The organism is Luteibacter sp. 9133, from assembly GCF_000800155.1.
Lineage (GTDB): Bacteria > Pseudomonadota > Gammaproteobacteria > Xanthomonadales > Rhodanobacteraceae > Luteibacter > Luteibacter mycovicinus.
In genome coordinates, this window is record NZ_JUHO01000001.1 from 1,087,790 (window position 1) to 1,110,749 (window position 22,960).

The window sequence follows — 22,960 nt, forward strand, 5'->3', positions numbered from 1 at the left end:
ATGAGCCCGAACCCGCTTCGCTTGCTTCGTGTCGCCGCCCTTGTCGCCATCGTGGGACCGCTCAGTGCCTGCGGTTTCCACCTGCGACAGTCCGCGGCGCTGCCGCCCGGCATGCAGAAGATCCACCTGACGGTGGCCGGTGGCGGCCGACTCGAGCGCGAACTGTCCCGCGCCCTGTCGAACGCCGACGTCACCGTAGTCGATCATGCGGCGGTCGACGCGGCCGAGCTGGCGATCACGTCGAACAACTTTCGCACGGATTCGCTCACCGTCAGCGGCACCGCGCGTGTCACGGAATACGCCGTCCGTTACCACGTCGACTTCAATGCGAAGGCGGGCGACGGCACGGTGATCATCGCGCCGCAGGGTGTCGATATGTCCCGTGAATTCAGCTACGACGCCACCAATACGATCGGCACCGCCAGCCAGACCGAAGAACTGCAGCGCAGCCTGATCGGCGACATGGTCCAGGCCATCCTGTTCCGGCTCGAAGCGGCCACCGTGCATCCGGCGGCGGCCGCCGCGGGTGCGCCGGCCGCGCCCGCATCGTCGAACTGACCGGGTAGCGACGTGCCGTTCAACCCGGCCCAGTGGCAGAAACATCTTGCAGGCGACCGGATGGCCCCGGTCTACCTGCTCGCCGGCGAAGAGCTTCTCGTCCTCGAGGCGGCCGATGCCGTGCGCGCGATGGCGCGCAGGCTGGGCTACAGCGAGCGCGAAGTGCTGGAAGCGGACAGCCGCTTCGACTGGGACGATCTGGCCCGCTCGTCCGCGGGTCTGTCCCTGTTCGCTACGCAGCGTCTGCTCGACCTGCGTCTGGCCGGCGGCCGCGCGGGCAAGGACGGCAGTGCGGCGATCAGCGAATTCGCGGGCCATCCGCCGCCGGATACGACGCTGCTCATCACGGCTACCGAGTGGAGCACCAAGCACGAGGCGGTCTGGACCAAAAACGTGGACCAGGCGGGCATCCAGGTGGTCTTCAATGCGCCCCGGCCGAACGAATGGGTGCAATGGGTGGGCCATCGTCTTGCCTCGCGAGGGGTCAAGGCCAGTCCTGACGCCGTCGCGCTGCTTGCCGAGCGTGTCGAGGGAAATCTGCTCGCCGCCGCCCAGGAGATCGACAAGCTGGTCGTCCTCGCCGGCGATCAGCGTCTCGACGCCGCCGCGCTGGAAAGCCTGGTCGCGGACAGCGCTCGTTTCGATGCCTTCAAGCTCACCGATTCGGCGTTCGCGGGCGAGGGCGGGCGCGCACTGCGCATTCTCGCCGGCCTGCATGCCGAGGGCGACGAGCTGATCGCCCTTATGGGCTGGATCGTCAATCAGCTGCAGCTGGCGCTGCGTCTGGCCAATGCCCGCGATTTCGCGGCGCAGGCCAAGGTCGAGCGCCTGTGGCCCGCGCGCGAACAACTGTTCCGCAAGGCGCTGCGTCGTGCGCCGCGCGAGCACTGGATGGCCTGCCTCGCCCGTGCCGCGCGGATCGACCGCATGGCCAAGGGTCGCGAGCAGGGCAATCCCTGGCTCGAGGCCGAGCGGCTCATCGCGGCCATCGCCGAGCCGCGTGCCGCGGTGGCGTTCGCATGAGCGAGGCGCGACCGCTCGCCATTCTCGGCGGCACGTTCGACCCGATCCATAACGGTCACCTGCGTGCCGCCTGGGAGGCCGCCGAGGCCCTGGATGCCGAGGTTCGTCTCGTGCCGGCCCGCACGCCGCCGCACCGTCCGCCGCCGGTGGCCGATGCGGCCGGCCGCGTGGCGCTGTTGCGCGCGGCCCTTTCCGGTCAGGACCGGCTGCGCATCGACACCCGCGAACTCGACCGGGACGGTCCCTCGTACAGCGTGGACACCCTGGCGTCGCTGCGCGCGGAGATCGGCCCGGATCGTCCGCTGGTGTTGCTTGTCGGCGCCGACGCCTTCGCCGGTCTGGCGTCGTGGCACCTCTGGCGCGAGTTGTTCACGCTGGCGCATGTCGGGGTGCTCAACCGGCCGGGCGTCACGCATGAGCCGTCGGCCGAACTCTCGGCGTTTATCGCCGATCGCCGCGCTCCACGGCCGCATGGGCCCGCGGGGCGGGTGCTCGATATCGCCATCACGCCGCTGGATATCGCCGCGACGGCGATCCGGGAGTCGTTCGCGGGCGGGAACGAACCGCGCTTTCTGATGCCGTCGGAGTGTTTTGCCGAAGACGCGTTGCTGGCACCTTACCGTGCCCTCGGGCGCTGATCGCCCGCCAGCTGGGCCCCGCCGGCGCCGCTTTAGCTGCCAAGGCATTTGACGCGCCCCGTGCCCGGCGGAGGTATACTCCGCCCCAGCGCCGGCATTCCGCCGTACGAGGTTTTCGCATCTTGAGTTCGTCCGCATCCCGTAAGGCCAAGTCCACCGTCAGCAACGAGCACCTCCGCCAGCGCGTGGTCGCGGCCCTGGAAGACCTCAAGGCCAAGGACGTCCGCGAAATCGACGTCCGTGGCAAGACCTCCATCGCCGACATCCTGTTCATCGCGTCGGGCACCTCGGCCCGTCACGTCAAGTCGATCGCCGACGAAGTCATCAAGTTCGCCAAGGAAGCGGGCGTCATGCCGCTGGGCGTCGAAGGCCAGACCGAGGCGGAGTGGGTCCTCGTCGACCTGGGCGACATCATCGTCCACGTCATGATGCCGCGTATCCGCGAGTTCTACGGCCTCGAGCGCCTGTGGACCGTCGGCGACGACGGCTACGAAGCCTCGCACCACGCCTGAGTCCGTCGTGCGGGCCCGCCTCATCGCCGTCGGCGAGCGCATGCCGGCCTGGGTGGCGGAGGGCTTCGCCGAATACCGCAAGCGGCTCTCCCACGAGCTGCCCCTCGATCTGACCGAGATCAAACCCGGCACGCGTGGCAAGGGCCGCGATGACGTGCGTGCCACGCTCGACGAAGGCGCGGCGATCCTCGCGGCACTGCCGCGCGACATCCACGTCGTCGCACTCGATGGCCGGGGCAGGACGTGGTCCAGCGAAGACCTCGCCCGGCAGCTCGAACAATGGCGCATGGGCGGTCGCGATCTGGCCTTCCTGATCGGCGGTCCCGACGGCCACGCGCCCGATGTGCTGGCACGGGCCGACCAGCGCTGGTCGCTCGGCCCGCTGACGCTGTCGCACATGCTCGTCCGCCTCGTGCTCGCGGAGCAGCTCTACCGCGCGACCACGCTCGTGGCCGGTCACCCTTACCACCGGGCCTGAAGGAATCGCCGTGCTGTACCTGGCTTCGCAATCCCCGCGCCGTCGGGAACTTCTCGCGCAGATCGGCGAATCCCACCGCACCCTCGACGTCGATGTCGAAGAAATCCGTCAGTCCGGCGAATCGCCCGACGATTACGTCTCCCGCGTCGCGCTGGACAAGGCCCGTGCCGGTTTCGCGCGGGTGGCCGCGGAGGCGGGCGCCCGTGTCCTGGGCGCCGACACCGAAGTGGTGCTCGGTGACGACGTCTTCGGCAAGCCCCGCGATGCGGCCGACGCGGCCGACATGCTGAGGCGGCTTTCGGGTATCGAGCACCGTGTGGTGTCCGCCGTGTGGCTCGTAGAGGCTGTCGGCGAGCGTCGGGTGGTGTCGGTATCGACGGTGCGCTTCGCGGCGCTCCCGGAGGCCGATATCGCGTCCTACATCGATACGGGCGAGTGCTTCGGCAAAGCCGGCGCGTATGCCATCCAGGGACGTGCCGCCGCTTTCGTGGAACATCTTTCCGGAAGCTACACGGGCGTCATGGGCTTGCCTTTGTTCGAAACGTCCCGACTGCTTCGCGGACCGTGACAGGCGCGGGACGCGCGGGCTATAAAGCACGATGACTCAAGGAAAAGGGCGCGCGGTGAGCGAGGAAATCCTGATTAATGTCACGCCGCGTGAGACGCGCGTGGCCGTTGTCGAAAACGGCATGTTGCAGGAAGTCCACGTCGAACGTGCGACCAAGCGCGGCTATGTGGGCAACGTCTACAAGGGCCGGGTGCAGCGCGTCATGCCCGGCATGCAGGCGGTGTTCGTCGAGATCGGACTGGAGCGCGCGGCGTTCCTGCATGCTTCCGACATCGTCCGTCCGTCGCTGCCGCCGACCGATGCCACCGAAGGCAAGTCCAACGGACACGGTCCGGTGCCGCCGATCAGCGAACTGGTGCACGAAGGCCAGGAAATCGTCGTTCAGGTGGTCAAGGATCCGATCGGCAGCAAGGGCGCGCGGCTGTCCACGCATCTCTCCATCCCGTCGCGTTACCTGGTACTGCTGCCCCATTCGCGCACGCTGGGCGTGTCCGTGCGCATCGAGGAAGAAGCCGAGCGCCAGCGGCTGAAGGACATCATCCTTCCGCTGATCGGCGAGAACCACCTCGGTTACATCGTGCGGACGAATGCGGAAGGCCAGTCGGAAGAATCGCTGGCGTTCGACGTGACCTACCTCAGCAAGGTCTGGCGCGTCGTGCAGGAGAACATTCAGAAGGCGAAGGTCGGCGAGCGCGTCTACGAGGAACTCTCGCTGCCGCTGCGTTCACTGCGCGATTCGCTCAACGACGGCATCGAGAAGGTACGCGTCGATTCACGCGAAACCTACGAGAAAACCGTCAAATTCGTGGCCAAGTTCATGCCGGTGCTGTCCGACCGCATCGAGCACTACGCGGGCGAGCGTCCCATCTTCGATCTCTACGGCGTGGAGGACGAGATCCAGCGCGCGCTGCGCAAGGAAGTCCCGCTGAAATCCGGCGGTTACCTGATCGTCGACCAGACCGAAGCGATGACCACCATCGACGTCAATACGGGCGGCTACCTCGGCAGCCGCAACCTCGAGGAAACGGTGTACCGCACCAATCTCGAGGCGGCGCAGGCGGCCTCGCGCCAGCTGCGCCTGCGCAATCTCGGCGGCATCATCATCATCGACTTCATCGACATGATCGACGACGAGCACAAGCGGCAGGTGCTGCGCATGCTCGAAAAGGGCCTGGTCAAAGACCACGCCAAGACCACGGTCTATCCGATGTCGGCGCTGGGTCTGGTCGAGATGACCCGCAAGCGCACCACGGAAAGCCTGGAGCGGCAGCTGTGCGAACCATGCCCCGCATGCAGCGGCCGCGGTACGCTGAAAACGGCCGAGACCGTGATCTACGAGATTTTCCGCGAGATCACCCGCGCCGTGCGCCAGTTCAATGCGCAGAAGCTGCTCGTCATGGCCAGCCCGAAAGTCGTCGGCCGCATTCTCGAAGAAGAATCGGCGGCGGTGGCCGAGCTCGAGGAATTCATCGCCAAGAGCATCCGCTTCCAGGCGGAAGAACACTATTCGCAGGAACAGTTCGATGTCGTTCTTCTTTAAGCCCGGCGATCGTCGCCGGAACGTCGGCCGGTGAGTGCCGGCTGGCGCCATCGCCTGAGACGCCTGCGGTTCTTCCTTCTGGGTCTGGTCGCGAGCGTGCTGGTCGTGCTCGCGCTGATCATGGCGCTTGGCCAGCTGCTGCTGCCGCTGGCGGCGCGGTATCCCGATCGTGTCGCGGCGATGCTGAGCGACGCCTTGCACAGGCCGGTTCACTTCGCGTCCCTGCAAGGGTTCTGGCGACCTTCCGGCCCGTTGTTCGTGATGCGCGATGTGACGGTGTCGCCCACCGACGGCGGTGAGCCGCTGCGTCTGCCCCAGGCGGCGGTGAAACTCGATTTCGGTGCCTTCATCCTTCCGTCGCGTCACCTGATCAACCTGCGGCTCCGCGATCTGCGACTGGGGCTGCGCCGCGCGCCCGACGGTCGCTGGAGCATCGACGGTTTCGCCACCGGCGGCGGCACGCAGAAAGTCTCGCTGGATAATCTTTCAGCGGACCTGTGGCTCAGCAACCTGCGCCTCGACATCAATGACGAGACCACGAAACGACACTACGGGCTGATCGCCGATCAGCTGCGTGTCAGTCTTGAGGACAACGCGTTGCGCATCGGCGGCACCCTGCGCCGTGAAAACGTCAGCACGGTGCTCACGGCCGCGGGGCGGTTCGCCGCCGACGGTTCGCATGGCCGGGTGTACGTGAAGGGTGCGGACGTGGATTTTGCCGCGCTCACCGGCGACTTCGAGGCCGGTGGCTACGCACTCGCCGGCGGCAAAGGAAATATCGAGACCTGGCTGGACTGGCGCGACGCCAGGGTCGTGCGCATGACGTCGCGTATCGATCTCGATGGTCTCGCGGTACGAGGCCCGGCGCGCACGGTAACCACGGCAGGCCTGCACGGTATCGTCAGCCTGCATCGCACGGCCAACGGTCAGCGCGTGGACTGGGCGGGGCGTGACGGTGGCGATCTCGCGCTGCTGCTGAACACGGTCGGCGACCGGACGGATGGCACCCTGGCGGGGCGCCGTGTCGACCTCGCGCCGCTGCTGCCGTGGGCGGGCATCCTTCCGCAGATGTCTCCTTCGCTCGCCCGATGGCTTGGCGAAGGGCACCCGCGCGGTCGCTTCGACGACCTGCGTGCCGACTGGAATTCCATCGACGGTATCGAATTCGTCCGCGCCGGCTTCTCCGGCCTGGGCATCGACGCGAGCGGTACGCTGCCCGGCATCGCATCGCTCAAGGGCGAAGTGCTTGGCGACGCCGAGGCGATGTCGCTCAGCCTGCCGACGCAGACGACGACGATCGACGCCACCGGCATCTTCCGCAAGCCCTTCGTCATGAAGTCGCTGGGCGGCGACATCGCCGTGTACAAGGATGAGGGCGACTGGCACATCGGTCTCGATCCGCTCGATTTTCGCGGCGAAGGCTTCGGCGGTCAGGCGCGGGGGGAATTCGTTCTGCCCGCCGCCGACACGGGGCCTTTCATGGATATGTACGTCGCGCTGGGCGAAGGCGACGTGGCCGCGGCGAAGCTGTTCTGGCCGATTCACTCGATGTCGGAAGGCTCGCAGAACTGGCTCAACCGCGCGATCGTTTCCGGGCGTATCGAAAGCGGTTCGGCCCTCATTCGCGGCAACCTGCGCGAGTTTCCGTTCAGGAATCACGAGGGGCGCTTCGAAGGTCGCGCCGTCATCGACGACACCGTGCTCGACTACGGCACGGGCTGGCCACGTGCCGAAGGCATTTCCGCGGTCGCGAGCTTTGTCGACAACGGCATGTCGATCGACGCCTCGGAAGGCCATTCGCTCGGCAATGCCATCAGCGCGGCATCGGCGGTGATCGCCGACTTCGGTGAGGGCGTGCTCGATCTGAAGCTGAGCGGTGCCGGGACAGGTGGCAGCTACCTCGATTTCGTGAAGAACAGTCCGGTCGGCACCAGCAGCCGCGAAACGCTGGACAAGATGAAGCTCGGTGGCACCGGTGAATTCGGATTCAACCTGCTGTTGCCGCTGAAGGACACGAAGGACTTTACCCTCGACGGCAGGGCGACCATCAAGGATGCGGATCTCGTCGCCGACGCGTGGAAGCTGCGCCTGGATAAGATTACCGGCCCCATGAGCTTCGACGGTAAGGGGTTCACGGCGCAGGGTCTGAAGACGCTGTTCCGCGGCCAGCCCGCGAACCTGGACCTTGCCATCGCGGGCGGCACCGGTGATCCGGCGAAGATCGTCGACGCGACGGTCACGGGCGCGTTCACGATGGACGAACTGGTAGGCCAGTACGAAAACCTCAAATGGCTGGCGGACATCGCCAGGGGCCGCGGCACGTTCCGGGTCGGTTTCGACCTCAGCAAGACAGGGGAGGGGGATGCCACCGCGCAGACCCTGACGGTCGACTCCGACCTGCGCGGCGTCGAGCTGCTGATGCCGACGCCGGTGAAGAAAGCCGCCAGCGTGCCCCAGCCGCTATCGGTGCGCGTCGGTCTGCCGGTCGACGGTGCGCGTCTCGATGTCGCCATCGGCGATGTCGTGCGCGGGCGCCTGCGTCTGCCCACCGACAAGGTTCCCATCGCCGCCGCCTTCAATCTCGGCACCAGTGTGCCGGCCGCCCTGCCTGCACAGGGTTACCTCATCGGTGGACATGCCGCGAAGCTCGACGTATCCGGATGGGTGCAGTACGTCGTAGGCCTGTCGACGGGCGGGACAGGGCCGGGGCTGAGTTCGCTCGATCTGGTGACCGACGACGCCGAGGTTTTCGGCCAGCATTTCGCCGACATGCATATCGTCGCCAATCCCGGTCCGCAGGCGCTGGCGCTCAAGGTCGAGAGCGACGCTCTCGCCGGCCAGATGACCGTACCTAACGAAGAAATGCGGCGCCGTGGCATCACGGCACGGATGGATCGCATCTGGTGGCCATCGGCCGACGATGCCGCGGACGCCGCGAAGAAGGGCAAGGCCGCCGCGGGTGCGGCCGCTACGGTCGCCTCCACGGCGGCCAGGGCCGAAGAAGCCAAAGACAATGCCGCTGCCGCCAGGAAGCCGGCCGATGCGAACGAGGCGGGTGTCGCTCCGTCCAGCCTGCCACCGATGCATCTGCAGGTCAGCGATATGCGTCTGGGTAAGGCGAAGCTCGGCGAAGCCCGGCTGGAAACCTGGCCGACGGACGAAGGCATGCATATCGACCAGCTGCGCGCGCAGTCGAAGAACGTACAGATCACCGCGTCGGGTGACTGGAACGGTGACGAAAAGCGCAGCAGGACGCATCTGGCGATGGACTTCGCCTCCGAGGACGTGGCGCGCATGTTCGACGCGCTCGGTTTCGCAGGCATCCTGCAGGGCGGGCGCACGTCGGCACGGCTCGACGCGACGTGGCCCGGTGGCCCTTCAGCGCTTGCGCTGGCGAACATGGACGGCACGCTGAAGGTCGACGTGGCCAAGGGCCGGATCCTCGAAGTGCAGCCCGGCGTCGGTCGTCTGTTCGGCCTGGTTTCCGTGACCGATCTGCCGCGTCGCATGGCGCTGGATTTCGGTGATGTGCTCGGCAAGGGTTTCGCGTTCGATTCGATCACCGGCGACTTCCGCTTCGCCAACAGTGACGCGAGCACCAGCAATCTCAAGATTCGCGGCCCCGCCGCGGAGATCACCATCACCGGCCGGGCGGGCCTGAAGGCACGTGATTACGATCAGGAGGTGCTGGTGGTGCCGCACCTCGGCAACAGCCTGCCGGTCGTCGGTGCGCTGGCCGGCGGTCCCGTCGGCGCCGCGGCGGGTCTCGCCGTTCAGGGCATTCTGGGCCGCGGTCTGAATCAGGCGGCGCGCAAGCGATACCACGTCACGGGCAGCTGGGATAAACCCGTGTTCACCCCGATCGAGAAGGGCGAGCCCTCCACGGCCACCAAGCCGTTGTAGGAGCGCGCCCTGCGCGCGAAAAGCATGCCGGATCCGGACGCGCTTCAGGTCTTCGTTTTGCTGAACGGAAACAGCTGCTGCCTCACGAACCCATCCGGCATGTAGTCACCCACCACGCCGTATTTCTCCGGAAACTGCTTCGTCGACTTGACGGCGGTACCGAACGCATAGTCGATGAAGGCGTAATGCGCCGCATAGTTCTTGTCGATCGCTTCGTCGTCCGACGCGTGATGCCAGTGATGGAAATCAGGTGTCACGAGGACATACTTCAAGGGACCCCACGGCAGATGCACGTTGGCGTGGTTGAACACCGCCTGGAAGCCGACCACCAGAATGTACGCGTTGGTTACCGCTTCGCTGAAACCCAGCACGTAAAGCGGAGCCAGCACGCAGACGCGGGTGAACAGCAGTTCCAGCATGTGCTGGCGTGAACCCGCCAGCCAGTCCATCGTCTTCACACTGTGGTGTACGGAATGGAAGCGCCAGAGGAAAGGCACCTCGTGATACGCACGGTGCGTTGCATACTGCGCCAGGTCGGCGACGAGAATGCACAACAACAGCTGTGGCACGAAATGGATGCTCGCGACCATGCGCTGGAAGTCGCTGTTCACCAGCCAGGTGAACGCGTGGTGGATCAGGAAGTTCACCACGAGCAGCGCGAGGCCCACCGCAAAGTGATTCACGGCGAAGTGCTTCATGTCGGTCTGCCACTCGAAGCGAAATACCGACTGGCCACGGTAAAGCGGAAACAGTTTTTCGATCACGACGAACAACACCGTCGAGCCGAGCAGGTCGAGGATTAACCAGTCGAGGCCGATGTAGGGCGTGTGGTCGGGGAATGCGCCTACCGGCACGCGCGACCCGCCGAGCGCGACGGCGGCGAGTACCATGGCGAACGCGGCGATATTGAGGTTGCGGCGGCCGAGGATGACGTTCGCCAGCGACAGGCCGCCGGCGATCAGCAGCGCACCCAGCAGTGCCTGACGCAGGACATCCACCGAATACTTGTGCCGCAGATCGGGCGTGGTCAGGTACTGGGGGAAATGAAAGGCAATGACGGCCAACAGGCAGAGGAAGCCGAGCGACAGCGCGATCGCCGTGCTGACCATGGCCTTGCGGGGGTCGAGGTGACCGCTTTTGTTCAACAGGTCCCGTGTTTCGTCGACGACCGCTTCCGCACGACGGACAGGCGCCGTCGCGACACGACGGGCGATGGCCCGCTTCTTTCCCCTGCTCATGGAGGCTCCGTTCCGGTGAGTTGGGACGAATCCTAGCACCCGGCCGGCCTGGGGGCTGCCTGGGCCGTCCGCCGCCGGTGACGCAGGAGGGACCAGGGTTTAAGCTGACCCCATCCGACCCCACCTGTGGGGTTCCCCATCTCTACCGGCGAACCTGATGGACTCCCTGATTTCCCTTGCCGAACGGCGCCTGCTCACCCCCGGCGGCCTGGCTTCCACCGACCTCGATCGCGTCTTTTCCCAGCTGATGGGGCCGTCGATCGACGCGGCGGATCTGTATTTCCAGCACTCGCGCAGCGAGTCGTGGGTACTGGAGGAAGGCATCGTCAAGGATGGCAGCCACTCGATCGAGCAGGGTGTGGGCGTGCGCGCCATCTCCGGTGAGAAGACCGGTTTCTCCTACTCGGACGAAATCGTGCTTCCGCAGCTGCTCGAAGCCTCCCGTGCCGCGCGCGCGATCGCGCAGGGCGGCGCGGGTGCCGGCAAACCGCTGGCCATCGCTACCGGGCGCGGGCTGTATCCGGCCATCGACCCGGTCGAGAGCCTGCCCAACGAAGCCAAGATCGCGCTCCTGCGCGAGGTGGATGCCTATGCGCGTTCGCGCGATCCGCGCGTCAGGCAGGTCATCGTCAGCCTGGCGGCCACGCTCGACACGATCCTCATCGCCGGCTCGGACGGCACGCTGGCCGCCGACGTACGTCCGCTCGTGCGTCTCAACGTCCAGGTCATCGCCGAGCAGAACGGCCGCCGCGAGCAGGGTCATTCCGGTGGCGGCGGTCGTTACGGCTATGGCGAACTGATCGAGAACGGTCGCGCCCACGCCTTCGCCGAGGAAGCGGTGCGCCAGGCGCTGGTCAATCTCGAAGCGGTGGATGCGCCGGCCGGCAACATGACCGTCGTGCTTGGCCCGGGCTGGCCGGGCGTGCTGCTCCACGAGGCCATCGGCCATGGTCTCGAAGGTGACTTCAACCGCAAGGGCAGTTCCGCCTTCACCGGTCGCATCGGCCAGCGTGTCGCGGCCGACGGAGTGACCATCGTCGATGACGGCACGCTGCCGGGTCGCCGTGGCTCGCTGAGCATCGACGACGAAGGCACGCCGACCGAATGCACCACGCTGATCGAGAACGGCATCCTCAAGGGTTACATGCAGGACAAGCTCAACGCGCGGCTGATGGGTGTCAGGTCCACCGGTAACGGTCGTCGCGAGTCCTTCGCGCAGCTGCCGATGCCGCGCATGACCAACACCTACATGCTCGCCGGTAACCGTGAGCCGGAGGAGATCATCCGGTCGGTCAAGCGTGGCCTCTACGCCGTGAACTTCGGCGGCGGTCAGGTCGACATCACCAACGGCAAGTTCGTCTTCTCGGCGAGCGAGGCCTACCTCATCGAAGACGGCAAGGTCACGCGTCCGGTCAAGGGTGCCACCCTGGTGGGCTCCGGCCCCGAGGTGCTCACGCGCGTCTCGATGATCGGCAACGACCTCGCGCTCGACGAAGGCGTGGGCGTGTGCGGCAAGGACGGGCAGAGCGTGCCCGTCGGTGTTGGCCAGCCGACGTTGCGTGTCGATGGCATGACCGTCGGCGGCACCGCGGCCTGACCGCCAATACGTTGACGTGGAACGTTTTCGTGACATACCTCGCAAGAGGTATGTCACCAAGGAACGCATGCAACATGCGTTCCGGTCTTGATCGAAGCTATCCTCTGCCGGGCAAACCGGACGCCCGTCACGGAATGCGAACTCACTCTGCGAAAAGTCGTGCTTCGAGCACCCTCTAGTATTGTGAGTGACATTCAGCAAGCGGAAGATCCGCGCTGACAGCGTATGGATGGCTAAAGCCCGGGGCAAGGCGGGTCCGCCTCCACTCACCGCGAAACGAACGAAGACCGCCGGCGCGACATGCGCTGGCGCAGGCGTTCGTGCGCGCCTGGGAATGTGCTGTCGATCACGCGGCTCACCTCACACGTGGCACATACAGGGGACCCCTCGTCCATGAAGCGACAACCCACATCACCCCACGGTACGCCGAGGCTGGCGAGGCTGGCGAGGCTGTCCGCCTTGCTCGTCATCGCGCTCCTGGGCGTGACCGCGACGGCGCAAGCCGTCACGCTCGCGCCCTCGGACCGGCAGGACATCAATCTCGGTGCCCGGCCCTGGAAATACACCAAGCAGGCCATCACCAACCCCAATGATCCGGTGACCTACGCGCCGCTGCCCAACGGCGACGACGGCGCCCTGGTCAACTACAACGACAGCGCGTGGCTGACCGTCGGCATCCCGCACGCGGCCAACGACTTCACCACCTTCATCAACCAGGAGTCCGGCGGTGGCCAGGGCAGCCTGGACGGCGAGACCAGCTGGTATCGCGTCAGGCTCGACGACTCGGCGAAGTTCGCCGGCAAGAAGGTCATGGTCGAGTTCGAAGGTGCGCACACGGGTGACCGTGTCTACATCAACGGCCATTTCGTTCCCGGCACCGGCGTGCTCAACCAGCCAGGCCAGAAGGACGCGCAGGCGACCCACGTCATCGGCTTCGTGCCGCACATCGTCGACCTGACGCCTTTCCTCAAATTCGACGGCACCGACGTGCTGGCCGTCAAGGTCAGCCGCAGCGGCGGCGGTTTCTTCGAGGACCCGGGTTTCTCCGGTTCCTTCCGTTTTGGCCAGGCCGAAGCGGGCCTGTTTCGCCCGGTAAAGCTGCACGTCACCAACTTCGTGCACATCCCGGAAAACGTCTACGCGGGTCAGAACACCTGGGGTACCTACGTCGGTACGCAGAGCCTGAGTGCCGACCACACCTCGGCCGTCGTACGCGTGCAGACCAACGTCGCGAACGAAACCGCCGCCGCGAAGACGGTCACGCTGACGACCCAGATCGTCGACGCCGACGGCAACGTCGTGACGTCGGACCAGCAGCAGAAGTCGCTGCCGGCAAACTACGTGCCCAGCGACCAGACACCCGTTTTCGACGAAACATTGCAGGTGAGCAACCCGCACCTGTGGTTTCCGAACAACAGCCTGGACGGCAAGCCGTACCTGTACAAGGTGCTGCACACGGTCAGTATCGACGGCGTCGTGGTCGATGCGAAGCAGAGCACGCTCGGCATTCGCGTGATCACCTGGGACAAGGACTTCCCGTACATCAACGGCAAGAAGCAATACATGTGGGGCGGCTCCGGCCGCTACGACTACCCCGCGCTCGGCTCGTCCGTGCCGGAAGAACAGCAATGGCGCGATCTGCAGCAGCTGGCCGCCGGTGGCGGCAACCTGTGGCGCCCGGGTCACTCGCCGTCCAGTCCCGAATTCGTCGAGGCGGCGGATGCGCTGGGCGTATTCATCGTGCAGCCCAGCGGCGACGGCGAGAACGGCTTCGCCACGCCCTGCGCGACCGGCGACCGGGCGTGTAACGACATGTGGACGATCAAGCGCGAGGTCCATCGTGACATCGTGATCCGCGATCGCAGCCACCCGTCGATCCTCGCGTGGGAGCACGACAATGGCGTGATGTCGACACCGTTCGCGGTGGAACTTCGCGCGCTGGCACGCACGTGGGACAGCATCGCACCGCGCGCCGCGGCCGACCGCACGCCCGATGCCGCCAATGGCGACATCCTCAGCTGCTCGAAGGCCGGTTGCGAAACCTACCTGCATTCGAACGAATTCCCGAACAAACCGGCCTGGGGCGCGGAATACTGGGGTCCGGGTACGCTGCGTCATTCGTACGACTACGAGCTGGCCTTCGCGCTCAACTACCTCGTGCCGTATTCGCAGGCGCGCAAGGTCGGTACGTTCGGCATGGCGCAGTGGTACATGTCGGATACGCCGGGCGAAGTCATCGAGATGGTCGAAGGTCTCGAGGACGCGACGCACTGGACCTACCAGCGCAACGCGGACGGAAGTATCGCGACGCACGCCGACGGCAAGCCGATCAAGGGCTTCCGCCACAACGTGCGCGGCAACAACGCATCGATGACCGATGCAAACCGCTTTCCGCGCATGCTGTACTACATCTACGAATCGGTGTGGGTACCGTACGAACTGCGGCCGGTGGTCAAGCTGGCCAATCACTGGAATCGCCCCGGCAATATCCAGGTGAATGCATTCAGTAACTGCCCGAAGGTGCGCCTGCTGGTGAATGGCGTGCCGCAGGGCAGCGATCAGGTGCCCAATACCTGGGACACCATCGACGAAGCGTCTTACGCGCTCGAGAACGGCCCGGTCGACGAAGAAACCGGCAAGATGGTCGGTGCCGACAAGGCGCAGGCCACCACCAAGCTGCCCGGCCAGGTGCACTGGAACCTCACGTGGCAGTCGGGTACCGCCACCGCGCAGTGCCTCGACGCACTGGGCAACGTGCGCACCGATGCCAACGGTCAGTCCGTGCAGGATACGCTGACCACGGCAGGCACCGCCGATCACATCGAGCTCGACGTCGTGCCGAACGTGGTCAAGCCCGATGGCTCGCGCTTCCAGGTCACCGCCAACGGCTCCGACGCCGCGTTCATCGTGGCGAAGGTCGTCGACAAGAACGGCGTCGTCGTACCGACGGCGGCGCAGAAGGTGACCTTCGAAGTCACCGGCGGCGCGTCCATCGTGACCTATCAGGGCGGTACGCAGCAGTACGTCGATTACAGCGCCGGTGAAGTGCCGGACAACAATGGCGGCATCCCCGAGCCGATTCACAGCTATCACTCACCGGGTTCGCCGGAGCTGCAGTTCGAAGGTGGCCTGCAGAAGATCGCCCTGCGCTCGAAGTTCACCGCCGGCCAGGTCACGGTCACCGCCACGGCGGCCGGCCTCACGGCAGGCACGGCGACGTTCAATATCGTCGACGTTCCCGCGGCTCCGAATGCTTCGGGTCCGCCGTCGATCATCGCGCAGCCCATCGGGCAGGACGTGACCGAGGGCGATGTGGGTCACTTCTCCGTGACCGCGTCCGGCACGCCGCCGCTCACGTTCACCTGGAAGAAGAACGGCGTCGCCATCGCGGGCGCCACCAGCGCGAGCTATGTGACACCGGCGTCGACGCGTGCGGATGACGGCAGCAGCTATACGGTGGTCGTGCACGGACAGGGCCCGGATCAGGAGTCGGCCCCCGCGCTGCTGAAGGTGTTTGCCTTCAGCCCGGTGACCATCACGACGCAGCCCATCGCGCAGAACGTCGACGAGGGCCAGCAGGCGCACTTCCAGGTGGTCGCGTCGGGTTCGCCCACGCTCAGCTACCAGTGGATGAAAGGCGCGGCGGAGATCCCGGGTGCGAATGGCCCGAGCTATGTCACGCCGAGCCTGACCGTGGCCGACAACAACGTGAACTACGCTGTCGTCATCAGGAACTTCGGCAGCAATGCGTCGTCGGTGCCCGCTCACCTCACCGTGAATGCCGCGCGTCCGCCGGTGTTTACCGGTGCGCTGGCCGATGTGCGTGCCAACCCGGGTCAGCCGGCGACGTTCGACGCGTCCACGCTCGTAGCGGGCACCTCGCCGTTCCACTACAAGTGGTCGGTCGGTGGCGTCGCGGTGGGCGACGATCTGCCCACGCTCACGTTGCCCTCCGTGCAGCAGAGCGATGTCGGCACGTATACCGTGTCGGTGACCAACATCACCGGCGTTGTCGCGACCGCCTCGGCGAAGCTCACGCTGGCGCCGCCGGGAGCCAATCTCGCCCGGGAGAAGGCGACCTCGTCCACGGAAGTGGAGAACGTCAACGGCACCGCCGCATGGCAGGCGGTGGATGGTGACGAGACCACCCGCTGGGGTTCGAAGGTCGGCGACGACAACGCGAACATCACGGTCGATCTCGGCTCGTCACGGACCTTCAACCGCGTCGTGCTGAAGTGGGAAAACGCGCACGCCAGCGAGTACAAGATCCAGTACTCCGACAGCCCCGACGGCGGCTTCCAGGACGCGTATCACACCGATACGAGCAACGGTGGCACCGAGGACTTCACCTTCGACCACCCGGTGAAGGGTCGCTATGTCCGCATGCAGGGCGTCAAGCGTGCCACGGACTACGGTTACTCGCTGTATGAGTTCGAGGTGTACAACTCGCCCGGTTGCTGCGCCATCACGGATCGCTACACGTCCGCGACGGGCTCGACGCTGGTAACGGACAACCTCAGTGGCCTGCAGTGGGATCGCGTGCAGCGAGGCTTCGCCGACCAGGGTGCGCAGTTCACGCAGTCCATCGCGATCCAGACCTGCGCGCAGGACGGCATGCGTCTGCCTACCGTCGACGAGGCGCTGGCGATCAGCGGTCAGCATTACTCCAGTGCCGCGTTCCCGGGCGCATGGAATACGTGGACCGATGGCAAGGATCCGACCGACGCGACGTTCGCCTTCCAGGTGAGTTCGCTGGGCGATATCCGTCGCGAAGTGGCCGAGAACAATCCGGGCCATGTGCTCTGCGTCAAGGGCACGAAGGTGGTCGCGCCGAACATCACTGCTCAGCCGGGCGCCCAGAAGGCCGGTGTCGGTCGTTCCGCGCACTTCGCCGTGACGGCGACGGGCGTGGGTCCGCTCAGCTACGACTGGTACACGGTGACCAGGGACGCCAACGACCAGGACGTGCTCACGTTCGTCTCGAGCACGGCTGACGGTACCTATGCCACGCGTGCCCTCACGGCCGCGCAGAATGGCACGGTGTATCGCGTCAATGTCGTCAGCGCGCAGGGCATCACCGCGGCAAGCAACAACGTCGTGCTGACGGTTGATAATTCGACGGATGGCTTCGATCCGCCGGCATGGGCCGGCCCGGTGACGCAGCCGGGTGGCGGCAACGACAACGGCGGTGGCAATCCGGCCAGCCCGGGTAAGCCGGGTGACGGCAAGGGTGGCGTGAACATCGCGCTCGCTTCCGCCGGTGCGTCCGCGTCGTCGTCCCTCGGTACCGAGCGTCCGGACCTGAGTCCGTCCGCCGCGATCGATGGGGACTTCGATACGCGCTGGGGTTCGGTGCAGCAGGTGGATCCGGTCGACCTGGTGGTCAACCTGGGGTCGGTGAAGAGCTTCGACCACGCGATCATGCGCTGGGAGAACGCGTCGTCGGCGCAGTACACCATCGATGTCTCCAGCGACGGCAAGTCGTGGAACACCATCGTGGGTCCGGTTGTGGGCAAGGGTGGCGTCGACACCCAGACGTTCCCGGTGCAGACGGCGCAGTACGTGCGCATGAACAGCCTGAAGCGCAACACCGGCTACGGTGTCTCGATGTTCGAGTTCGAGGTGTATGCCGCCGCGCCTCCGCCGTCGTTCATCACCCAGCCGCAGTCGCAGAGCGTGACGGCGGGGCAAGCGGCGAGCTTCGGCGTCAGCGTCAAGGCGAGTAGCGCGGTCAGCTATCAGTGGCGACGTAACGCCGCCTCGGTGGCCGGTGCCACATCGGCGACCTTCGGCTTCACCGCGACGACCGCGGACGCGGGTAGCTACGATGTGGTCGTCACCGATGCGTCGGGCCGCAGCGTCACCAGCAGCGCGGCGACGCTGACGGTGCAGCAGCCGGTCGCCTCGCAGGATCCGGCACCCGCCAGTGGCAACCTGGCACTGAATCGACCGGTGCTGGCATCGGATACCGAGAACGCCGTGGCATTCAAGGCAGCCAACGTCAACGACGGTGACGCCGGTACGCGCTGGTCCTCGGGCTTCACGGACGACCAATGGATCCGCGTCGACCTCGGCTCGGTGAAGTCGGTGAACAAGGTGGTACTGAACTGGGAGAACGCGCATGCCACCAAGTATCTGATCGAGGTGTCGATGGATGGCCAGTCCTGGAGCACCGCGTACGCGAAGGCCGGCAGCACCGGTGGGGTCGAAACGCTGACCTTCCCGGCCGTCTCGGCCCGATACGTGCGCATGCACGGCCAGACGCGTTCCACGCAGTACGGCTACTCGCTGTGGGAGTTCGAGGTGTACGGTGCGGACGCCGGCACGACGCCGACCGATCCGTCCAATCCGGGCACCGGCACGAACGATCCGTCCACGGGCTTCGACTACGACGTGTACCCGGGCTTCATCGGTACGCAGCTGCGCAACGCGACCAACGGCAAGTGGCCCGACGACAAGGTGTTCGTCGCCGTCATCGGCCGCGACCCGACCACCAACGTGTTCTCATGGGTGAAGCCGGACGGCACGACCGTGCCGCTCGCCGTGGAGGACAACGATGGTTCGGGTCACCTGACCAAGAACGGACAGAACTATCCGAACTACTTCTTTACGCTCGCGCAGTCGAAACTGCTCAAGCTGCCGAAGCTGAGTTCGGGGCGTATCTTCGTCTCGGTCGGCGAGCCGATGTACATCAAGGTGCTCAAGGCGGCCGATAACACCATCGGTTTTGCCGGTCCCAACCCGCTTAACGCGACGGACCCGAACATCGACGTGTACTACGACTGGTATGAGTTCACCTGGAACGACGATGCCATCTTCATCAATACGACGCAGGTGGATCAGTTCTCCATCCCGCTGTCGCTCGATGTGTACGGCGGTAACAAGACCCGTCACGTGAGCTCGGGTATCACGCAGACACGTGCGCAGATCTTCGCCGAGTACAACCAGGAGGTGCCGGCGGAGTTCCAGATCGCCGATGCCGATCCGATCCGGATCCTGGCCCCGGGTAAGGCGGCGTTCGATGTGGGCAAGCCGCAGGAGCATTACTTCGACGATTACATCGACCAGTCGTGGACGTACTACCAGTCCCACGTGCTGCAGATGAGCATCGGTGCCAAGCAGTTCGAAGGTTCCGTGGTCGATGGCGTGCTGGTGTTCAGACACACGAACTGGGCGGACACGCACGAGCCGGACGAGCCGCAGGGCATGCTCTTCAACGTGCAGAAGCCGACCACGCAGGATGTGCTCGAAGGTAAGGGCACGCTGGCGCGATCGAACGATCCGTGGGGCGTGGAAGGCCAGCTCGAGGCGCAGATCTGTGCGGCGTTCAACCGTCACGTGATGGAAGACAACAGCGAGTGGAAGGACGCCGGTGCGTTCTACCTGCAGTCGCCGGCGAACTACTACGCGCGCTTCTGGCACCTGCATGGGGTGAACGGCAAGGCGTACGGTTTTGCGTATGACGATGTGTCGGATCAGAGCTCGACGCTGATCGAGACCCAGCCGGAGCATCTGGATCTGGGGATTGGTTGGTAAGTTGAGTACGTGAAAAAGGAAAAGGGCGGCGGAGTGATCCGTCGCCCTTTTTGTTTGTCTTTCTCGGGATGGCTCGGCTTCGCCATCGCTGTTCGCTTCGAAGCGTTCGCACTGAGGGAGGGCGCCGCCGGCTGCCATTCCTGTCGCTAAGTCCTCCTACGGCCTTCGCCTTCGTGCGGAAGCGCTCCAGGAACGGCAACCGACGTCACCTCTGATCGGTGAGGTATACCGAGCTGAAAGCGACCGCTTGCTCACCCGCTGCCGTCCGCCTGCCACCGCCCGCCCGCGACCGCCCGCCACCGCGCACCCGCTACCGCTGTTGTAGGAGCGAGCCTGCTCGCGACACGGGATTACCGCAGCCCCCGAAATCAGCCGCATTTTTCGGAATTGCCCCAAAGTCAGGGCGCGGTCCATGCCGTCATGCATGAAACCAATACACGAACACCTCAAAGAAAAAGCCCGGCATCGGCCGGGCTCATCTTCATTCCGCAGCGTCGTCCGCCTGCGAAGCTTCGAGCTCTTTCAACAGCCGATAAATCTCGCGGAACGCATGCAGCGGCTTGTTCGCGTCGCGCTCGACGCGTGCCTGACGCACGATCGATCGCACGTGCTGGCGATCGAGATCGGGGTACTTGTCGAACAGCTCGCCGAGCGCTTCGTCACCGCCGGTCAGCAGTTTTTCACGCGCCGCCTCCAGGCGATGCATGTGCGCGGCTTCCTGACGCTGGCGATCACGGTCTTCACCGAGCGCGGCGCGGGCGTCGACGAAGGCGGCGTCGCCATGGCGGCGCATCTGCTTGGCCAGGTAGGCGAGCTGACGCTTGCGGGCGATGTGCGCCGTGATTTTCCGGGTGCGGCCGATCTCGTCGACGATGTCGTCGGGCAGCTTCAGCTTGGGGATGCGGCTGGGCGGCAGGTCCATCAGCTGGCCTGCGAGCTTCAGCATATCGAGCGCGTTGCGGCGCAGTTCGCTGCGGCTGGGGCCGAAGTCTTCTTCTTCCTCGTCCGTGCGCGGACGGTCGTCATGCGGCCTCATGCCTGGGTCTCCTGAATGGCGAGCGGATCGGTGGCGTCACGCTCGAAGGCGAAGCGCGGTACGGTGTTGCCGTCGTGCTGGACGGTCTCGGCGAACATGCTGGCCGGGCGTACCCAGAGGCCGTGTTCGCCATAGAGGGCCTGATAGACGACGAGTTCTTCCATCGTCTCGCTGTGCCGGGCGGTGCCCAGTACGCGATAGGGCATGCCCTTGAAGTGGCGGTAGTAGCCGACACGGATGCTCATAACGGTTCCATGGCACCATGGACGGTGCGCTGCGTTGCTTTTGATCGGGTCACGCGGCCCCATATCCGATGGGTTGGCCGCGTGCGGCCCGTCATTCTAACCCAGCCCTCCGGGAAGCCCTAAGTGAGCCTCGTTTCCACCGCCGACAGCAGCCAGCAGGACCTCGACCGCCTCGCCACCCTTGCCGAGGACACCATTCGCCGGGCCCGCGCGGCCGGCGCCAGCCAGGCGGAGGTTTCCGCCAGCATTGACACGGGACTGAGCGTCAACGTCCGTCTGGGCGAGGTCGAGACCGTCGAGCACACCCGTGACCGCGGCTTCTCGCTGACCGTGTACTTCGGCCAGCGCAAGGGCTCCGCGAGTACGGCGGACCTCAATCCGGACTCGATCCAGGCCACGATCGAGCAGGCCTGCGCCATCGCCCGGTTCACCGAGGAAGACCCGGCGGCCGGTCTGGCCGACGCCGACCGTATGGCCACGAGCTTCCCCGACCTCGACCTCTGGCACCCATGGGACCTCGACGTGGATCAGGCCATCGCGCTGGGCCAGGCCATTGAGGACGGCGGTCGCGAGGTGGCGGGCATCACCAATTCCGACGGTTCCAGTGTCAACACGGGCCGGAGCCTGTCGGTCTACGCCAACTCGCATGGCTTCCTCGGCCGCGAGCGAGGCACGCGCCATTCGCTGTCCGTCGCGCTTATTGCGGGCGAGGACGACGCCATGCAGCGCGACTACTGGTACGACAGTGGCCGCCGCGCGCAGGACTTCATGGACCCCGCCGAGATCGGTCGCAAGGCCGCCGAGCGCACGCTCTCGCGTCTGAATGCGCGTCGCCTGGGTACGCGCCAGTCGCCGGTGCTGTTCGCACCGGAAGTCGCCCGCGGCCTGCTCGGACACCTGCTCGGCGCGATCAGTGGCGGATCGCTGTACCGCCGGTCGAGCTTTCTCGTCGACCACGCGGGTAAGCAGATCCTGCCGTCGTGGTTCCGGCTCGATGAGAAACCGCTCATTCCTCGCGGTCTGGGCTCGTCCGTTTTCGATGCCGAAGGCGTCGCCACGGTCGAGTCGCCGCTGGTCGTGGATGGCGTGTTGCAGCGTTACATCCTCGGCAGCTATTCGGCACGCAAGCTGGGTCTGCAGTCCACCGGCAACGCCGGTGGCGTGCACAACCTGGTCGTGAAGACGGGTGACGACGACCTCGCCGGCATGCTGCGCCAGCTCGGTACCGGCCTGCTCGTCACCGAGGTGATGGGGCAGGGTGTGTCGATCGTGACGGGCGATTATTCCCGCGGCGCGTCGGGTTTCTGGGTAGAAAACGGCGAAATCGCCTACCCGGTCGAAGAGATCACCATCGCGGCGAATCTGCGTGACATGTACGCCGGCCTGGCGGCGGTCGGTGCCGACGTGGATCGTCGCTCGCACGTGCTGACCGGGTCCTGGCTCATCGAGAAGATGACCATCGCCGGCGAATGACCGGGTCCGGGCCGTCCTGACGGACGGCCCGCCCCTGCCGGAAGTCTGCTTGACAGGCTCACGGCGCTCTCCGACAGTGGGCGCGACATCTTACGGAGCAGCGCCATGAGTACGCCATCCGACCACATCCCGCCGACACCGCCGCCGCCTGCACCTCCGCCGCCGTCGCCGCCCCCGTATGGCGCCCCGCCGTACGAACCGGTGCCGCCCGCCTCCGCGCACACCAACGACGACAAGAACCTGGCGATGCTCACGCATCTGTCCGGGCTGATCCTCAGCATCATCGTGCCGCTCGTCGTCTGGCTGATCAACAAGGACAAGGCGGACAAGGGCTACCTGGTGACCGAGGCCAAGGAAGCGCTGAACTTTCAGCTGACCGTGCTTATCGGTTACGTGATCTGCTGGATCCTCACGGTGATCCTCATCGGTGCCTTCCTGCATCTGGTTCTGTGGATCGTCAACATCGTCTTCTGCATCCTCGCCGCGATAAAGGTGAGTCAGACGGGAACGTATCGGTATCCGTTCGCCTTGCGGCTGGTGAGCTGATTCGAACCGTTGTGACGGAAAGAAAAAAACCCGCTCAGGCGGGTTTTTTTCGTTCGGCGGCAGGGCTGG

At 65.7% G+C, this 22,960-nt stretch carries 15 protein-coding genes; 12 read left to right on the plus strand and 3 right to left on the minus strand.

Features of this window, described 5'->3' with window-relative positions; translation table 11 throughout:
- The 8 genes from lptE (at nucleotide 1) to FA87_RS04680 (ending at nucleotide 9,220) form a co-directional block, all read left to right on the plus strand.
- Entirely contained in the window at nucleotides 1-558 is a 558-nt protein-coding gene (gene lptE, locus FA87_RS04645) for an LPS assembly lipoprotein LptE (RefSeq protein WP_036115282.1), read from the plus strand.
- Between the two features lie 12 nt (nucleotides 559-570).
- Nucleotides 571-1,581 carry a DNA polymerase III subunit delta gene (gene holA, locus FA87_RS04650; RefSeq protein WP_036115275.1) on the plus strand — a complete coding sequence of 337 codons (1,011 nt, stop codon included), beginning with the start codon at nucleotides 571-573 and terminating at the stop codon, nucleotides 1,579-1,581.
- Nucleotides 1,578-2,219: a nicotinate-nucleotide adenylyltransferase gene (nadD, locus tag FA87_RS04655; RefSeq protein WP_043692708.1), complete on the plus strand. Its 642-nt coding sequence runs from the start codon at nucleotides 1,578-1,580 to the stop codon at nucleotides 2,217-2,219. Before holA ends, nadD begins: the two co-directional genes overlap by 4 nt.
- A gap of 122 nt (nucleotides 2,220-2,341) precedes the next feature.
- Nucleotides 2,342-2,731, plus strand: coding sequence for a ribosome silencing factor (rsfS, locus tag FA87_RS04660; RefSeq protein ID WP_036115271.1), 390 nt, complete (start codon nucleotides 2,342-2,344; stop codon nucleotides 2,729-2,731).
- Between the two features lie 7 nt (nucleotides 2,732-2,738).
- Nucleotides 2,739-3,209, plus strand: coding sequence for a 23S rRNA (pseudouridine(1915)-N(3))-methyltransferase RlmH (gene rlmH / locus FA87_RS04665; RefSeq protein ID WP_043692711.1), 471 nt, complete (start codon nucleotides 2,739-2,741; stop codon nucleotides 3,207-3,209).
- Between the two features lie 10 nt (nucleotides 3,210-3,219).
- A complete protein-coding gene (locus FA87_RS04670) occupies nucleotides 3,220-3,777 on the plus strand; it encodes a Maf family protein (protein ID WP_043692713.1) in 558 nt (185 codons plus the stop codon).
- A gap of 55 nt (nucleotides 3,778-3,832) precedes the next feature.
- Nucleotides 3,833-5,317, plus strand: a complete 1,485-nt coding sequence (rng, locus tag FA87_RS04675; RefSeq protein ID WP_036115267.1) for a ribonuclease G — start codon at nucleotides 3,833-3,835, stop codon at nucleotides 5,315-5,317.
- Nucleotides 5,318-5,347: 30 nt separating this feature from the next.
- A complete protein-coding gene (locus FA87_RS04680; protein WP_156128492.1) occupies nucleotides 5,348-9,220 on the plus strand; it encodes a YhdP family protein in 3,873 nt (1,290 codons plus the stop codon).
- 44 nt (nucleotides 9,221-9,264) lie between these two features.
- On the opposite strand, the gene FA87_RS04685 is transcribed toward FA87_RS04680, so the two are convergent.
- Nucleotides 9,265-10,458, minus strand: coding sequence for a sterol desaturase family protein (locus FA87_RS04685; protein ID WP_052191142.1), 1,194 nt, complete (start codon nucleotides 10,456-10,458; stop codon nucleotides 9,265-9,267).
- 154 nt (nucleotides 10,459-10,612) lie between these two features.
- Here FA87_RS04685 and tldD point away from each other — a divergent pair, with 154 nt between their 5' ends.
- Together tldD and FA87_RS04695 are read left to right on the plus strand one after the other, a co-directional pair.
- Entirely contained in the window at nucleotides 10,613-12,055 is a 1,443-nt protein-coding gene (tldD, locus tag FA87_RS04690; RefSeq protein ID WP_176167742.1) for a metalloprotease TldD, read from the plus strand.
- Between the two features lie 393 nt (nucleotides 12,056-12,448).
- Nucleotides 12,449-19,591, plus strand: coding sequence for a beta-1,3-glucanase family protein (locus tag FA87_RS04695; protein WP_197062362.1), 7,143 nt, complete (start codon nucleotides 12,449-12,451; stop codon nucleotides 19,589-19,591).
- A gap of 481 nt (nucleotides 19,592-20,072) precedes the next feature.
- On the opposite strand, the gene yjgA is transcribed toward FA87_RS04695, so the two are convergent.
- Entirely contained in the window at nucleotides 20,073-20,627 is a 555-nt protein-coding gene (gene yjgA / locus FA87_RS04700; RefSeq protein ID WP_043692717.1) for a ribosome biogenesis factor YjgA, read from the minus strand.
- Nucleotides 20,624-20,872: a DUF1653 domain-containing protein gene (locus FA87_RS04705; RefSeq protein ID WP_036115254.1), complete on the minus strand. Its 249-nt coding sequence runs from the start codon at nucleotides 20,870-20,872 to the stop codon at nucleotides 20,624-20,626. Before FA87_RS04705 ends, yjgA begins: the two co-directional genes overlap by 4 nt.
- 123 nt (nucleotides 20,873-20,995) lie before the next feature.
- Here FA87_RS04705 and pmbA point away from each other — a divergent pair, with 123 nt between their 5' ends.
- Together pmbA and FA87_RS04715 are read left to right on the plus strand one after the other, a co-directional pair.
- The gene (pmbA, locus tag FA87_RS04710) at nucleotides 20,996-22,345 is read left to right on the plus strand and encodes a metalloprotease PmbA (RefSeq protein WP_036115253.1); all 1,350 of its coding nucleotides are present in this window, start codon (nucleotides 20,996-20,998) and stop codon (nucleotides 22,343-22,345) included.
- Nucleotides 22,346-22,450: 105 nt separating this feature from the next.
- On the plus strand, nucleotides 22,451-22,891 hold the full coding sequence (locus FA87_RS04715; protein WP_081996462.1) for a DUF4870 domain-containing protein: 441 nt from the start codon (nucleotides 22,451-22,453) through the stop codon (nucleotides 22,889-22,891).
- The last annotated feature ends 69 nt before the right edge of the window (nucleotides 22,892-22,960 follow it).

What these genes read in the sequence shown, in the direction of transcription:
- yjgA (WP_043692717.1), bottom strand. Translation starts at nt 20,627, where the DNA reads ATGAGGCCGCATGACGACCGTCCGCGCACGGACGAGGAAGAAGAAGAC.
- lptE (WP_036115282.1), top strand. Translation starts at nt 1, where the DNA reads ATGAGCCCGAACCCGCTTCGCTTGCTTCGTGTCGCCGCCCTTGTCGCC.
- FA87_RS04685 (WP_052191142.1), bottom strand. Translation starts at nt 10,458, where the DNA reads ATGAGCAGGGGAAAGAAGCGGGCCATCGCCCGTCGTGTCGCGACGGCG.
- FA87_RS04715 (WP_081996462.1), top strand. Translation starts at nt 22,451, where the DNA reads ATGAGTACGCCATCCGACCACATCCCGCCGACACCGCCGCCGCCTGCA.
- FA87_RS04705 (WP_036115254.1), bottom strand. Translation starts at nt 20,872, where the DNA reads ATGAGCATCCGTGTCGGCTACTACCGCCACTTCAAGGGCATGCCCTAT.
- nadD (WP_043692708.1), top strand. Translation starts at nt 1,578, where the DNA reads ATGAGCGAGGCGCGACCGCTCGCCATTCTCGGCGGCACGTTCGACCCG.
- FA87_RS04695 (WP_197062362.1), top strand. Translation starts at nt 12,449, where the DNA reads ATGAAGCGACAACCCACATCACCCCACGGTACGCCGAGGCTGGCGAGG.